Genomic DNA, 13,695 nt, shown 5'->3' on the forward strand with positions numbered 1-13,695 from the left:
CCCCAGTACGCCCAGCCTGCGCGCCGCGCTCGACACCGGACAGGCGGCCAGCTAGGGCAAGCGCCAGGGAGTACGCATGAGCGATAACGCAAACACGACCGCCCCTACCGAGGGCGAACAAGCAGAACTGCGCATGTTCCTGGCGCAGCTGGCCGAATTTCGCGAGATCCTGTCTGCTCAGCTCGCGGAACTAGAGAGCGAGCGCTCGGCGCGCCGCCAGATCGCGCGGGAAGTGGAAGAGGCTCAGGCCTCCGTCAAGCGCGCAGAGTTTCGCGCCAAGAACCTCGTACGACAGCTCGAGGAGGCTAATCGACAGGTTGAGCTTGCTGTCGCTGCGCACCAGGAGGAGCTTGCCGCTGGACACGAGAGACTGATTGGCGCAACCGAAGAGATCGCGGCCAGGGACCGCGCGATTGCCGAGCTCGTCGCCGAACTGACCGCGCTCCGCAGATCCACCTCCTGGCGGCTGACTAGGCCGCTGCGCTGGCTGAAAGGCAGTCGGGCCTGACTTGCTTGGCGATATGGCGGACGAATTGAACATTCAAAGTGGCGATGGCGACGATTGGCGGAGGGTCGCCGAAAGCGGCCTGTTCGATGACGTCCATTACCGTCTCTCGTGGCCAGATCTCGCGCCCGAGGCCGACGCAATCGAGCACTATCTGCTCTGTGGTTGGGAGAGTTCCAATCCTGGCCTCGGCTTTGATGGCCTGTACTACCTTGCATCCAACCCGGACGTGAGAGCCGCCGGTCTCAACCCCCTCCTCCACTACCTGCTCATGGGCCGGAGCGAAGGGCGCCGGGCCATCCCGCCCGCTCGGCGCGAAGCAGAAGGCCTTGAGCTTGTCGGGCAGCCCTCTGCACCAAGCGCTGCCGATTGGCGTGCGCTGGCGGCCGAACGCGACGCCGATCCGCGAACGCCGGTCGTCGATGTTGTGGTGCCGATCTTCCGCAACCTTGATCAGACGATGCGGTGCCTCTTCAGCGTCCTGAGATCGCCCCATCGCACGCCCTTCCGGCTGATTGCGATCGACGATTGCAGTCCAGAACCGGACCTTAGCGCTGCGCTGACGCAGTTGGCGGCGAAGGGATTGATAGAGCTGCATCGCCCCCCCCAGAACCTCGGGTTCGTGGGGGCCTGCAATCTGGCCATGAGCCTCCATGAGGACCGAGACGTCGTTCTACTCAACTCCGACACTGAGGTTTTCGGCGACTGGCTGGACCGGCTCAAGACGGCCGCCTACGGTCGCACGCAGATTGGAACGGTGACGCCCCTTTCCAACAATGCCGAAATCTGCAGCTATCCGCACTTCGTGCAGGACAATTGCTGGAAGCTGGAACTCAGCGACGCCGAACTCGATGCCTTAGCGGCCGAGGTGAATGCTGGGGAGCTTCTGCCGATCCCGACCGGCGTCGGTTTCTGCCTCTACATTCGCCGCGATTGCCTGAACCAGGTGGGCCTCTTCGATGAAGAGAACTTCGGGAAGGGGTATGGCGAGGAAAATGACTTTTGCCGGCGTGCCGCCGCGGGAGGCTGGCTGAGCGTTCTGGCCCCGAACATTTTTGTCCGCCACTATGGCGGTTCGTCCTTCGGCGACAGCAAGAACGCCCGGGTGTCGGCAGCCATCCAGACGGTGGAATGCCTACATCCGGGCTACAACAAGCTCGTCGGCGATTTCGTCCGGTCAGATCCGGCCTCTGCCTACCGGACCGCGCTCGACATGGCGCGTGCGGCGAAACTTTTAACTAGCCGGCCGCGCGGCGCCGTTTTGTTCATCACCCACAACTGGGGCGGGGGCGCCGAACGGCACGTCCAGGACATGTGCCGCCTGACGGCGCAGGCCGGGGCCATGCCGTTGATCGGGCGACCTTCCCCATCCGATCCCGAGGCCATCGTCCTTGAGGTGTTTGGGAACGCTGAATTTCCCAACCTCCCCACCCTTCACGCAGGAGGGCCCCTGGGACTCGCGGCGGCCCATCTGGGCGCGCTCGGCGTTTCGCACGTCCACGTGCACAGCCTCGCGGGATATAGCGATCAAGTGTCCGACTTCGTCGCCTCGCTCCCATCTGAGGCGGGAGCCAGCTACGACGTGACGCTTCATGACTACATGGCCGTGTGTCCACGTATCACCATGATCGACCGCAGCAGCCTCTATTGCGGCGAGCCGGATCTCTCAGCCTGCGAGAGCTGCATCGCCCATGCAGGGTCTCCGTTCGGCCGGCCCGATGTCTCCGAGTGGCGCGCCCGTCACGGACGCCTGCTCCGAAAGGCTCGAAAGGTCTTCGTCCCGAGCGAGGACGCCGCCCGAAGGATGAGCCGCTACCTGCCGGGCCTCGAATTCAGCGTTCGGCCCCATCCTGAGGTGCCCCCCCCGAACCATCGTGGCGTGAGGCCAGCTGACGGCGATCGTCGGCGTGTCGCACTGCTTGGGGCCTTGTGGCCCCATAAGGGCTCAATGCTGCTGGCCGAAGTCGTGCGCGCGGCCAGGGCCCATGACCTGCCGCTCGACTTCGTGCTTGTCGGCTACAGTGATCGAGACGCAGAACTTCGCAGCCTCGGGGTCGAAGTCACCGGCCCCTATGGCGAAGGCGACGGCGCGCGGCTGTTGAACGAGGTCAATGCGGACATCGTTTGGTTCGCTTCAGTTTGGCCGGAGACCTATTCCTATACGCTCAGCGACGCCATGGCCGCTGGGCGGATGCCGGTGGCGTTCGACTTTGGCGCTATCGCCGATCGAATTCGCCAGGCCGAGTTCGGGCACGTGATGCCGATAGATCTCCTGCTTGATCCGGTCGGCGTTGCGGTCACGCTTGCAGGCCTCAGAACACCTACGTCTCGCGGTCCGGAATTCACGGCGGCCAAGTACCCTGACGTGTTCGCGGACTACTACGAGCTAGACTGACCCGCGCTTCGCCAGACATCGGTCCCGGGGGAGCGCCCTAGGCCCGACGAAGTCGCTAGGCGGCGGCCAATAGCCCACCAAGCTCGCCGATCGGGGTCACGGCGGAGGCTCGCCCCGACTCGATGCGGATGACCTTGTTGCAGTAGCGTTCGATGAGCGCCAGGTCGTGGGACGCGAGCACGAGGATCCCGGCGCGCTCCACCAGCTCGTTCAAGCGCTGCTCGGCCAGGGCCCGGAAGTCGCCGTCTCCGACCGCCACCCATTCGTCCATCAGCAGGACGTCGGCCTCGACAGAAGTCGCCACGGCGAAGGCGAGCCTAGCCTGCATGCCGGCGGAATAGGTTTTCAGCGGCATGGCGATGTAGGCCCCAAGTCCGCTGAACGCGACTATTTCCTCCATCCGGCTCTCAATCTGCCGGGCCGAGAGGCCAGCGATACGGCCGCGAAGTCGGATGTTGTCCAGGCCCGTCGCCGAGGGATCGATCCCTAAGCTGAGGTCAAGCAGGGCCGAGATACGCCCATGCACATCGATGGTGCCTTCGTCAGGCTCGTAGGCCCCCGAGAGCGCGCGCAGCAGGCTGGTCTTCCCAGACCCGTTGTGCCCGATCAAGCCGAGGCGGTCGCCGGGGCCGAGCGCGAAGTTGACCTTGTTCAGCGCGGTGACGATGGTCGAACCGGTCAGGTTCGAACGCAACTGCCCCCCGACGGTGATCTTGGCCAGGTACTTTTTCAGCGACTTGGCGTCGACGCCGTAGACTGGGAAACGCAAGGTCAGGTCGCTGACTGTGACGGAGATGTCGGGACGATGGCTCATAGGTAGTGCACGATCCGCCGGCGGGTAAGGGTGAACACGACAAATGCGACGGCCCAGCCCGCGAGGGCCATGAGCGCCAGGACGACATGCGCAAAGCGTGGGGGATCCCCGCCGAGCAAGGGCGCGCGGATCGCTTCGAGCATGTGAAAGAAGGGGTTGAAGACCAAAAGCGCGTGGTCCAGCAGCTTGCCCCCCGGCTTCCAGAACACCGGGGTCATGAACATCGCAAACTGGGTCAGCGACATCATGATCTGGGGCACGTCGCGGAACCGCGCCGAGGCGATACCCACGATCAGGGTGATCCAGCTGAGATTGCACATGACGAGCGCAAATCCCCCCATTGCGGAAAGGAGGTCCGCCGATCGCCATTGTCCGTAGATAAGCATCACCGCAACGATGATGATCAAGTGGTGTGAGAGGTTGATGACGTTTCGCAGCACTGCGCGCCAGACAAAGACGAACATCGGCAGGGCCGTCTGATTGAGCATGCTGACCGCGCCCGTATAGGCGCCGCATCCATCGATGATCGTATTAGCGATCATGCCCCAAAAGACGATGCCGCACGCGACATAGGGCACGAACTCCTGGACCGGCACCTGGAACAGATGCGCGTAGAGGAACCCGATGCCGCCCACCATGAACCCCATGGAGAGCGTGATCCAGAACGGCCCGAGAACCGAGCCGCGATAGCGGGCGACGACGTCGTGCCATGCCAGCGAACCGGCCAGGCCGAGCGACTTGAGCGAAGCTGTCAGGTCCGCAAGGGACATGGCGAATTCATGCGCCAAACCCCGACGACCGGTGCGGACCATATGTTGTGACGCGTACATTCGGGCTCCGACCTGATCTGGGTTGCCTAACAGTCTCCGTTTTGGGGCGCAAGCTGAGGCGTTCGGGCCGTCTTTGGGGGCCGCGGCGCGGGCAATGCGCCTTTCGCGGTGGTCTGCTCGTCAGCGTTGTTCTGCTCCAGTGCTCGGCTCACGGCGTCAGGTTCAAGATCGATCATCATCAACAGGACGCGAGCCGCAGCTTCGGGCGCCGCCGTCCCGTCTCCCAATTTCGGACCGCCGCGTGGCTGATCCCGACCGCCGCGGCGAACGCCCCCTCGCGAATTCCATCGTCGTCAGCGCGCGCGCCAGACGTCGGCGCCCTGGCTAGTCCGACGCGCCGGCAGCCGATTCGAACGCGCTTCGCTCATGAGCTCCCCATAGCCGCCCCCGCGGCGGACGTCACAACCCGCCTTGACACGGCGCCTCCGCTGGCAAACCTTCGTTCGGGGACTTCGGGTCTGTTGGGGAAAAGGCGTGCCTCGTATTTTAGTGTCGGCGCTCGCCGCGGCGGGATCGTTTGTCCTGTTGCTCGCCGGTGTGGGTGACGCTGTTATCGACCGCCAGGACGGGTGGGACGACCGTGCACACGTCCTCGCTGGCGCTGGTCTTGCCCTGGCTTCAATCCTGTTGCGCCCGGCCTCGCTTTTGAAACTGCGCGCTGGCGCGCGCGCCAAACTCCGCTCGAGATACGTGATGAAATCCCGGGGCGAACGCGAGCGAGCCGGCTCTACAGTCTCCTAGTTCACACGCCCCTCAAGAGGGCGCGTTCACCATCCGCCGTTCACAGACGTGCGCTGATCCGGCGCCCAGTTCAATAAGCGTTCGTCGAGGTTGGCCAAGCATGTGGCGCGAGTTTTTCCTGGCCACGACGCTGCTCGCTGTGGCCGCCTGCGACCAGCGTCCCAAGGACTGGACCGCCTATGTGCTTCCAGATCCCGACCAGGTCGAGAGCGGCGTCCATGTCGGCGGATTGAAGGACTTCGAGGCCTGCCGCCGCGCCGCCCTTGACGTGATGGTCCGGCTCGGCGGCTCCGATAGCGGCGTCTTTGAATGCGGCTATGACTGCCACTACAGCCGCAGCTACCGCACAATGATCTGCAAGGAGGTGCGATACTGACGCTGCGGCGGCCTCAGCCAATCTCGGGCCGCCATGCGGCTGCGCCCTTCACCTGGCTGTCGCCCCGGTGTAGGGCAACGCTCCGCCGCTAGACCCGCCGGCGGGAAGCCGAACCTCATTTCATGTCGCCCTCTGCTGCATGTGGGTTCGGCGCATGCGGCCTGACCGTTCGCGTCGGGCAGGCCGCATGCAGAGGGAGCGAGTTTCCTGCGCCTTGCGCGGGAGTCGGCGAGGTCGGCCGCCGAGCGGTTTGCTGGCGCGGGATCGAATGCTGGCTGGCGCTTGCCAAACCCAGCCAACGGTCTGGGCTCTGACAATGACGCTCGCCTTCCAATACGTGCTCGCTGGAGTAACGGAGCCTTTCAGCGGCCTCCCCCTGCGGGCCCGACGCGGCCTGCAGCGATTGTTGGCCGACGCGCTGCCCCGGGGACGACGAGGTGGCCACTGTGCAGGCGATCTTCCGGTGCTATGCTTTGATCTGTCTTTCGCTCCGCAGTCAGACGTCGGCGCCGCATGATTTTCCGGCCCGACCTGGGAGTTGCTCCGTCGCCTACGTGCGCGGGGGGCTTGGTCGGCTCGCTAACCCGCGCGGGTCTGGCGGGCGCTCCCCGCCCTCTCCTCCCTTAGCACCTGCTCGGCCCACCTGGGGCCCTGGCCTTGGATGGGCGCGCGCCTGGCCCTCTACCCGTCATTTATACCCGGGCAAATTGACAAGCGTCGGCGGGTGACGCCGGTCGGTTTGAAACGTTTGTCGCGGGCTGGCCCGCGGACATTGCAGTCTATCTCCGCATCCTGGCGGCCGAAGCCTTCCCGGCTTGAATTAGGGTTGGTTAGGCGGCGCTGAGCGACACGAAAGCTTCGAACTTCCCGGGCCCAACCTAAGCTCAGCTTTACTTCGTCGACGCGAGTGAACCGCGGCCTGTCCGGGAGGGGGCGCCGCCCGAGCGTGGTGGGTCGATGGGCCGTCCAATTGCGCTGGAAAGGCCGACAATGACGCCTTGGATCAGTTGCAGTTGGTCTTCCACCTGCCTGATCCAAACCGACTGCGCCGCCGCGCTCGGGATATCGAGAAGCAGCTGATCGGCTCTCAGGGTCAACAGGAGGCGACTGAGCAAGCGCGCCTGGCTGCGGGCCGACTGGTCCGGCCAATGGGCGCGAGGTTCCTCGATCAACTGGGCGAGATCGCCTTGGAGGCCGCTGGCCTCCAAGGCCTTCAGCGCCACGCGCGCAGCGCTGACCTGTCCCCCGACAAGGCTGGCTTCGAGGCGCCGGATGGCCGGCGTCCCGCGATCCAGCGCCTCGATCAGATCGAGCGTGAGGTCGAGCTTAGCCTGGGCACGATCCCGCGCCTGACGCCGCGCCGGGGCGAGACTGATCCAAACCCCAACCGACACGGCCAGAACCGTTCCCAGGCCCTGCACCCAAGCCGCGTAGTCGGCGCTTGTGACGGGCGGCGGCACATGCGCAAAGACTGGAGCGACGACCGCCAGGCCCATCACCAAAAGCGCGAGCCAAATGATCGCCGAGCCTTTCATGTCCACGCGAAAGAAGCACACTCATGCGCTTATGACCACGAAACTCGCGCCGCCAAACGCCTCTAGGTCAGACGATCAATTCGTTTTGATAGTTGGAGGCGCCCGAGATCTGGACGCCAGCGAAGTCGTCCGAGGCGTAGGAGGCCCGCCCTTCGAGCACGCCGTGGGTCAGGTAGTGCCAGAGCGGATTGACGCCGGCGGCGGCGACGTCGGGGTTTGCGGCCAGATACTTGGACGTGTCGAACGTCGCTGAAGGATCGCGGCCTTCACGCCAGCCATAGGCGTCGTAGTGGTCCAGCGGATTGCCGCCGCCCGCGCCGACGTCGTTGTAGACGGTGAGGTACCCGGTGGTGTCGAAAGCCGCGTTCGGATCGCGCCCTTCTTTCCAGCCTTGCGTCGCCCAGTGGGTGTACGCGTTCACGCCTGCAGTCGCCACGTCGGGGTTGGCGAGGATGTAGGCGTCGCTGTCGAAGCTGTTGGCCAAGAGCTCCTTACCGATCGCGCCGAAGATCTCCCGCCCCTCGGCTTGGCCGTACTGGAGGTAGTGCACGAGCGGATTCATCCCAGAGGCCGCCACGTCCGGATTTTGGGTCAGGTAGTACTCGTTGTCGAAGGCGGCCGAGGGGTCGCGTCCTTCACGCCAGCCGGTTTGCTCATAGTGGAGCAAGGGATTGACGTGGCTCGCGGCGACCGAGGGATTGGCCTTGAGATAGCCGTCGGTGGAGAACCAGGCGTTGGGGTCGCGCCCTTCCAGCCAGCCGTAATTGGCATAGTGGTCCCCGGCGCTGACGCCCGCGGCGAAGACGTCGCGATTGGTCAGGGCGTAGTAGATGGGATCGACGAGGTTCCCGGCGCCGTTCAGATTGATCTGACCGTCTGCGAAACGAAGAATCCCGGCGTTGGCGACCTCGTGGCGCTCCGAAGCGCTCACGATCTCGACGCCGTCACTGCCCAGATAGTGAACTTGGTAATCGTCCACGCCGCCCTCGAGCTGCATGGTGACCTTGCCGGGCAGGTTGTTGTCGCCGCCCGGGATCACCGACGGAGCCTCGCCGCCGCCGAGGTTGCCCGGATCGATGCCTTGAGCGGCCAGCCATTTGGTCAGGTTGGCGATCTGATCGGCGCTCAGCGCCTGCAGGATCGTATCGCCCTTTTGCGTCAGGTTGGTGTTGCCTTGAAGGACGTAGGACTGCGCCTCATTGTCCGTGAGCTGCGCGTTGGTCGTATCGCTCACGCGGATCCAGGACTTCTGATCGCCGTATGCAGCCACGATGTTGCCATCGATGACCAGACCATTGGCCCTCGACACCATGATGCCATTGTACATTCCGCCGACGATGACGTTGTCGCTGACGGTCACGCGGTCGTAGCCCAGCCCGATCTGATCGGTGATGAACACGCCCTGGATGATACCGCCGTCGCCGCGCATGATCAGATTGTCGCTGACCAGGATGTCGTGCGCCTTGGCCGTCGTCCCGCGGGTCAGGAATTGGATGGCGTCCGGGTGATCGCCGTTCGCAGGGTAGAAATCGGTGAAGGTATTGCCGATCACTTGTACCTTTGAGGTGCCGGCGCTCATCACCCCGTCCGAGCGCAGGTCGTGGAAGCTGTTGCCCTCGATCCGCACGTCGTTGCTGTTCATCATGCTGACGCCGTGGGAGAACTCTTGGAACTCCGAGCCGGTCACCTTGACGCCCGTGCTGTTGCGGATCAGCAGCGCGTTCTGGTCGTCGGCCGGGTTGCCGTTCATCGACCCGTGGAAGTCGAGGTTGTTCAGCACGATGTTCTTGGAGTCGACAACCTGGGCGTTCCAGACGGTCCAGGGCGAGCTGAAGTCCATATGCAGGTTGCTGAACGTCAGCCCCTGACTGCCGTTCACCGTCAACCCGGTCAGCGTCGCCGGCTTGTCGGGATCCTTCGAAGCGATCGTCACGGCGCTATCGAACACCATGCCCCGGATCTGGAGGTTCGAATAGTTCCCAGCTTCCAGCAGGATCGTATCGCCCGCCTTGGCGGACTTAAGTGCAGTGCTGAGAGTTTCTACGCTGTTCGCAGTCAGTATCACGGTAAATTCCTGCCAATAGTGCCGCCCCCGGCGCCGGCTGTCTCGGAAAGGCGAAAGCCTTTGGTCGAACTATATGTTCTGTCGCGACCAGCTTTCGTTTGGTTAAGCTCTGTGGTTAACCAATCTAAAATATAATTCCGAGGGGACCATGCGTCATGACGCCGCCCCGGACGGAAGCTCATGCAAACCAGCCAGACTCGGACTAGACTCGGATGGCAAACGCGCTCACTTGAGACGATGAATACCTTGTCGGTGAGGTCGCGGCCTGGGCATCGAGCCTGCGGGCCCCTCCAAGTACTCTCACAGAGCCAAAATCAACCTGCCTTCTTTTCAACACAATTCATTGCGCGAGCAAAATCCGGCGTCGCTGAGGTCGAACCGGCGCGGACGGGAGTCTTTTGCAGGCTGATCGAAATACAAGATGGCGATCGACAGGATATCCACAGCGCCCCGCAGCAGGTATCCTTACCGGCCGCCTCGCCTGGCAGCCGGAGTGACTGTTCCATTCCGCTTTCGGCGGGCGCGTGTTGTCGCAATGCCTGAACCCAACCCCTTGATCTGGACAATTAAAGGAGCGGCTGTCGGCGCAAGGCCCGCGCGGTAAGCGTGTTGTTGATCACAACAAGCAACGCGACGAGAATACCCTGGGCCTGGGAAGTCGATGGCGGGAGCTTCGGTGATCGGGGGCGGAAAACGCCCCGCCAACCATGCCTGCCGGTTCCGGCGATCCGCCGCCTGCCCTAATGTCGACGACGTACGGGTATAGGGCGGCGGGGCGATTCGAGATGTGGCTGGTACGCGCGTTAATCGGCGCGCTCGCTTTGCTGAGCGTAATCGTGGCGCTGGCGCCAGAACCCGCTCCTGAACCAATTCCGGGCCTCCAGTTGAAGGTTCTTACTGGGCGGCCGGGCGCGATTTCCCTCTCCGAGGTCAGGGACCGAGATCGAACGGCGCCAACGGCTGTTCTCAACTATCAGCTCTTGCGCTCGTGGACGCCGGAGGGAGGGGTCCGGCCGCTGAAGCTTGAGTTCGGCCCGTTGCCGCATGGGGGCTATCTGGGCGTCCTCTACCAAGGCTCCATCGACGACCCGGAGCATCTGAACGATCTCTATCTGCGCTGCTCGAGCACCGACCGGGTCAAGGCCGTCGCCATAGGCGGGGTCAACACGACCGTCACCGAGACCATCGTACGGCTTGATCGCAACTGGTGCGCCGACGGCGAAATTTACCTGCGATTGGTCGGCGGCTCGATGCGCAACATCGGCGTCGCCCCGCCCTACAGCCGGTCGCCTATCGCCTACTTGAAGCAGTCCTATCTCGGCTATGTGGGGTTCTTTCTTGTCGCGTTCGCCGGACTTTTAGGGCCGTTTTTTGCGGGCGGACTCGCCGCCCGCTTGTCGACCCGCGGCCTCGACCCGGTGCTTGGCGGCCTGTTGGGCGTCGGAGCCGCCTCGCTCCTGGCCTTCTACGTCTATGCCTGCACGCCCATACCGGCGCCATCGGGGTTGGCCGCGCCGGCGTTCTTTGCACTCGTCGCGCTCTTCGCCTGGCGGCGAGCGCCCGTCCTCGCCCGATCCGTTTGGCGCGCTCAGAGAGGCGCGGTCATGGCCTGGTTCGCTGTCGGGCTTCTGGTCGTCTCCATCCTTCACCTGGCCAGCGTCGGCGCCGGGGCCTGGGAACCGGCCTATCGCTTTTCGCCTGCCGTCTGGTCTTCAGACCATACCCTCCCGATGCTGCTAGCTGAGGTCGCGCGCATTGGCGCGTTGCCCCAGGAAGGGCTCATGGGGGGATGGTCGCTTAGCGATCGGCCCCCGTTGATGGCCGGAGCCTATCTGCTCTCAGCCGACCTGCTGCGCATCCTGCAGCTCAACAATGACGGCCCCTACCTCCAGCCCATCGCGCTCGGCGTGGGCGGCGTCGCGGCCAGCGCGCTTTGGGCCGCTGCGCTCTACTGGGCGGTTCAGCGCGCCGCCGCGCTGGGGCCGCGGATCGCCGCCCTCGCGGTGGTCGCCGTGGCCGCCACGCCGTTCGCACTGTTCAACACCGGCTACACTTGGCCGAAGTTATTCGGCGCGGCCTTCAGCCTGGCTGCGGCGGCCTATGTCTTCCGGCGCCGCGCGATCACGACGACGGGAGAGGCCAGCGTGTTTGGCGGGCTGGCCGGCCTTGCCCTGCTGAGCCATGCGGCCTCCGCCTTCTTCCTGACGCCGGTGGCGCTGGTCTACTTTGCTGGACGGCTCTGGAAGTCCCCGAAAGCGGTGTTGGTCGGAGCCGCCGTCGGGCTTGCTCTCCTCGCCACGTGGGCGGCCTTCAAGGCGTTGGTCCTGCCAAGCCACGATCCACTGTTGGCCTACGCTCTGACGGGTCATCTGGTCCTCGAGCCGACGCCGCTGCTGCAGCGGTTGGCCGAACGCTATGACGGCCTGGACGTCATCTCGTGGGTCCGCGCGAAGCTGGAGGTGGCGAGCTATCTGCTGACCCCCGCCCCGCCGCCGGGTCCGCTGCCGTTGGAGCGGCCCCCGTCGATGCCCGCTGGCGATCTCTCAGCCAAGCTCAGGTTCTGGGATTTCTACGCCCTGAGCGCCGGCAACTCTCCGCTATTGCTGCTGGGCGCGGTCGGTCTCATCGGCGCGTTCTTCGCCAGGCAACCCTCGATCCGGCGGATGAGCGGGCGCCTGATCCTGGCGACGCTGGGTTGCTATGTGCTGTTCGTCACAGCGACCTTTCTCCCGCTCTTCATTCACCAGTTCAGCTACGACGCTATCCTGGCCATGGCCCTGGCCGGTATTGTCGTGGCGGCCGGCCGGCCCGTTGGTCGGGCCTTCCTCCTGGTCCTTGCGGCGGCCGGGGCGATTTATACAGGCCTCGTTTGGGGCCTCGCGCCACTCGCGAGCGCTAGGACGATCGATCTCGCCGGCGTCGCTGTGACGGCTTTGCTGCTGGGAGCAAGTCTCTCGGCTGGACTCAGGCCCTCCGCCGGACCAGCCCGGGCGGGCGTCCTCGCCGCGTCGATCGCCCTGGTCAGCGTGCTTAGTCTAACCTTGGCATGGCGGCCGGACGTCTTCATCGTCGAGCGTCCGCCGGGACCGCCGAAGGCGCGAAACGGCGTTTGCTTGGGAACCTTCGACCAGGTCATTCAGCAGAAAGACGGCGCCTGGCAGGCCTTCGGCTGGGCGTGGGATGTTTCAGCTGCGGCCCCTGTTCGATTGGTGCGCGTGTTCGACGCCGGCACGCCCCTGGGCGTGGCCGACACCGGACAAGAGCGGCCCGACGTGTCGGCTGCAATTCCTGAAGTCAGCAGCGCGAAGAGCGGATGGACGCTCGGACTTGCGGCCCGTCCCAGCCGCCCACGGGCAGAAGCGATCTTGTCCGACGGCGCGGTGTGCGACATTGGACGGGCCGCGCGATAGGGGCTGGGGGACGCTGCGGTCTCCCTCTTGTTGCTGGGTTCGCTGGGATTCCTCCTCCGGACTGGCTTTCCGCGGTCGATTGCCTGGGCCCGTAGGCTGCATTGCAACCTTTTCGCCTGATAGACGGGGCTAGATCCCAGGCCGAGGGTGAAACGATGCACGTTCCTGATGCAATCGATATCGAGGTCGGACGCCGACTGCGCTCGCTACGCCTGAAGAAGGGCGTCTCCCAGGTTGACCTGGCTGAGGCGGGGTCCATTACCTTTCAGCAGGTCCAGAAGTACGAGCGCGGCGCTAACCGTCTCAGCGCTTCGATGCTCTGCCGCTTCGCCGCGAAACTGCGGGTCAGCCCGCTGGCCTTGCTGCCCGGCGATGAAGACGACCTGATCGAAGAGATCGCCGTCGGCTCACGAGAGGTGGCCGAGGCGGTGGCGCTCCTCAGTCCGCTTTCCCGCTCCGAGCAGCAGCGCATGGTGCAGATTCTGCGGCTTGCCGCGGCCCCTTTCGACGAGGTTTGAGGGCGCTCGGAGCCTCGCTTCGTAACCCTCGCCCCCGAGGGGCTTTGCCATGCGACCAACATCACTGGGCCGCCTGAAGGCGAAATCGCTGAACGAGGCCGGCCCGTGCGATCGCCGCCTGTACGTCCGCTCGAGCTTTGATCTCCGGGAGACGGAGGTCGTCAGGGGTGACCGGATAGGTGGGCCGATGCGGATCAAAGTCGCTGAGCAGCAACAGCGCGTCTGCGCGATTCGCGGGATCGTCCAGACGGCGGATGATCGTCGTCGCCGCCCCGTCCAGATCGCCCGTGCAAAGCTGAAGGATCGTCAGCGCTTCCTGGTGATCAGCTTCGTGCGCTGCCGCATACTCCAGATCCGCCTTGGCCGCCGCCGCTTGCCCCAGCGCCATGCGTGAGCATCCTCGGACCAGACGCAACACCATCTGACCGTAGGGGGAGACCTCGCCGGGTCTCTTCTCGACGGACGAAATCGTGGCGAGCGCTTCGGCCGGCCGGTTGAAACGCCAT

General features: G+C 64.7%; 11 protein-coding genes. 5 read left to right on the plus strand and 6 right to left on the minus strand.

Annotated features, from left to right (window positions below; translation table 11 throughout):
* Positions 1–76: 76 nt before the first annotated feature.
* Both C0481_RS02435 and C0481_RS02440 read left to right on the plus strand, forming a co-directional pair.
* Complete coding sequence (locus C0481_RS02435) at positions 77–508, plus strand: hypothetical protein (RefSeq protein ID WP_293400357.1); 432 nt, start codon at positions 77–79, stop codon at positions 506–508.
* Between the two features lie 13 nt (positions 509–521).
* Positions 522–2,900, plus strand: coding sequence for a glycosyltransferase (locus C0481_RS02440; RefSeq protein ID WP_293400359.1), 2,379 nt, complete (start codon positions 522–524; stop codon positions 2,898–2,900).
* Between the two features lie 55 nt (positions 2,901–2,955).
* Here C0481_RS02440 and C0481_RS02445 read toward each other — a convergent pair whose 3' ends face one another.
* The 3 genes from C0481_RS02445 to C0481_RS21850 form a co-directional block, all read right to left on the minus strand.
* Positions 2,956–3,714 carry an ABC transporter ATP-binding protein gene (locus C0481_RS02445; RefSeq protein ID WP_293400361.1) on the minus strand — a complete coding sequence of 253 codons (759 nt, stop codon included), beginning with the start codon at positions 3,712–3,714 and terminating at the stop codon, positions 2,956–2,958.
* Entirely contained in the window at positions 3,711–4,484 is a 774-nt protein-coding gene (locus C0481_RS02450; RefSeq protein ID WP_293400363.1) for an ABC transporter permease, read from the minus strand. The genes C0481_RS02445 and C0481_RS02450 overlap by 4 nt, the downstream gene beginning before the upstream one ends.
* Before the next feature lie 238 nt (positions 4,485–4,722).
* The gene (locus C0481_RS21850; protein WP_363223092.1) at positions 4,723–4,893 is read right to left on the minus strand and encodes a helix-turn-helix domain-containing protein; all 171 of its coding nucleotides are present in this window, start codon (positions 4,891–4,893) and stop codon (positions 4,723–4,725) included.
* Between the two features lie 492 nt (positions 4,894–5,385).
* On the opposite strand from C0481_RS21850, the gene C0481_RS02455 reads away from it, so the two are divergent.
* Positions 5,386–5,661, plus strand: a complete 276-nt coding sequence (locus C0481_RS02455) for a hypothetical protein (protein WP_293400365.1) — start codon at positions 5,386–5,388, stop codon at positions 5,659–5,661.
* 890 nt (positions 5,662–6,551) lie between these two features.
* Here the strand turns inward: C0481_RS02455 and C0481_RS02460 are convergent.
* Entirely contained in the window at positions 6,552–7,202 is a 651-nt protein-coding gene (locus C0481_RS02460) for a hypothetical protein (protein ID WP_293400367.1), read from the minus strand.
* Positions 7,203–7,263: 61 nt separating this feature from the next.
* Positions 7,264–9,261 carry a right-handed parallel beta-helix repeat-containing protein gene (locus tag C0481_RS02465; RefSeq protein WP_293400369.1) on the minus strand — a complete coding sequence of 666 codons (1,998 nt, stop codon included), beginning with the start codon at positions 9,259–9,261 and terminating at the stop codon, positions 7,264–7,266.
* 785 nt (positions 9,262–10,046) lie between these two features.
* Between C0481_RS02465 and C0481_RS02470 the strand changes: the two genes are divergently transcribed.
* Both C0481_RS02470 and C0481_RS02475 read left to right on the plus strand, forming a co-directional pair.
* Entirely contained in the window at positions 10,047–12,671 is a 2,625-nt protein-coding gene (locus C0481_RS02470) for a hypothetical protein (RefSeq protein WP_293400371.1), read from the plus strand.
* 155 nt (positions 12,672–12,826) lie between these two features.
* Positions 12,827–13,189 carry a helix-turn-helix transcriptional regulator gene (locus C0481_RS02475; RefSeq protein ID WP_293400373.1) on the plus strand — a complete coding sequence of 121 codons (363 nt, stop codon included), beginning with the start codon at positions 12,827–12,829 and terminating at the stop codon, positions 13,187–13,189.
* A 61-nt stretch (positions 13,190–13,250) separates the two neighbouring features.
* Here the strand turns inward: C0481_RS02475 and C0481_RS02480 are convergent, their stop codons facing one another.
* Positions 13,251–13,577: a hypothetical protein gene (locus C0481_RS02480; protein WP_293400375.1), complete on the minus strand. Its 327-nt coding sequence runs from the start codon at positions 13,575–13,577 to the stop codon at positions 13,251–13,253.
* Positions 13,578–13,695 lie beyond the last annotated feature (118 nt).

The sequence above is a fragment of the Phenylobacterium sp. genome, assembly GCF_013822795.1.
Lineage (GTDB): Bacteria > Pseudomonadota > Alphaproteobacteria > Caulobacterales > Caulobacteraceae > Phenylobacterium.

Coding starts and splice junctions, on each gene's coding strand:
- C0481_RS02455 (WP_293400365.1), top strand. CDS start 5,386: ATGTGGCGCGAGTTTTTCCTGGCCACGACGCTGCTCGCTGTGGCCGCC.
- C0481_RS02440 (WP_293400359.1), top strand. CDS start 522: ATGGCGGACGAATTGAACATTCAAAGTGGCGATGGCGACGATTGGCGG.
- C0481_RS02445 (WP_293400361.1), bottom strand. CDS start 3,714: ATGAGCCATCGTCCCGACATCTCCGTCACAGTCAGCGACCTGACCTTG.
- C0481_RS02480 (WP_293400375.1), bottom strand. CDS start 13,577: ATGGCGCTGGGGCAAGCGGCGGCGGCCAAGGCGGATCTGGAGTATGCG.
- C0481_RS02470 (WP_293400371.1), top strand. CDS start 10,047: ATGTGGCTGGTACGCGCGTTAATCGGCGCGCTCGCTTTGCTGAGCGTA.
- C0481_RS02435 (WP_293400357.1), top strand. CDS start 77: ATGAGCGATAACGCAAACACGACCGCCCCTACCGAGGGCGAACAAGCA.
- C0481_RS02475 (WP_293400373.1), top strand. CDS start 12,827: ATGCACGTTCCTGATGCAATCGATATCGAGGTCGGACGCCGACTGCGC.
- C0481_RS02450 (WP_293400363.1), bottom strand. CDS start 4,484: ATGTCCCTTGCGGACCTGACAGCTTCGCTCAAGTCGCTCGGCCTGGCC.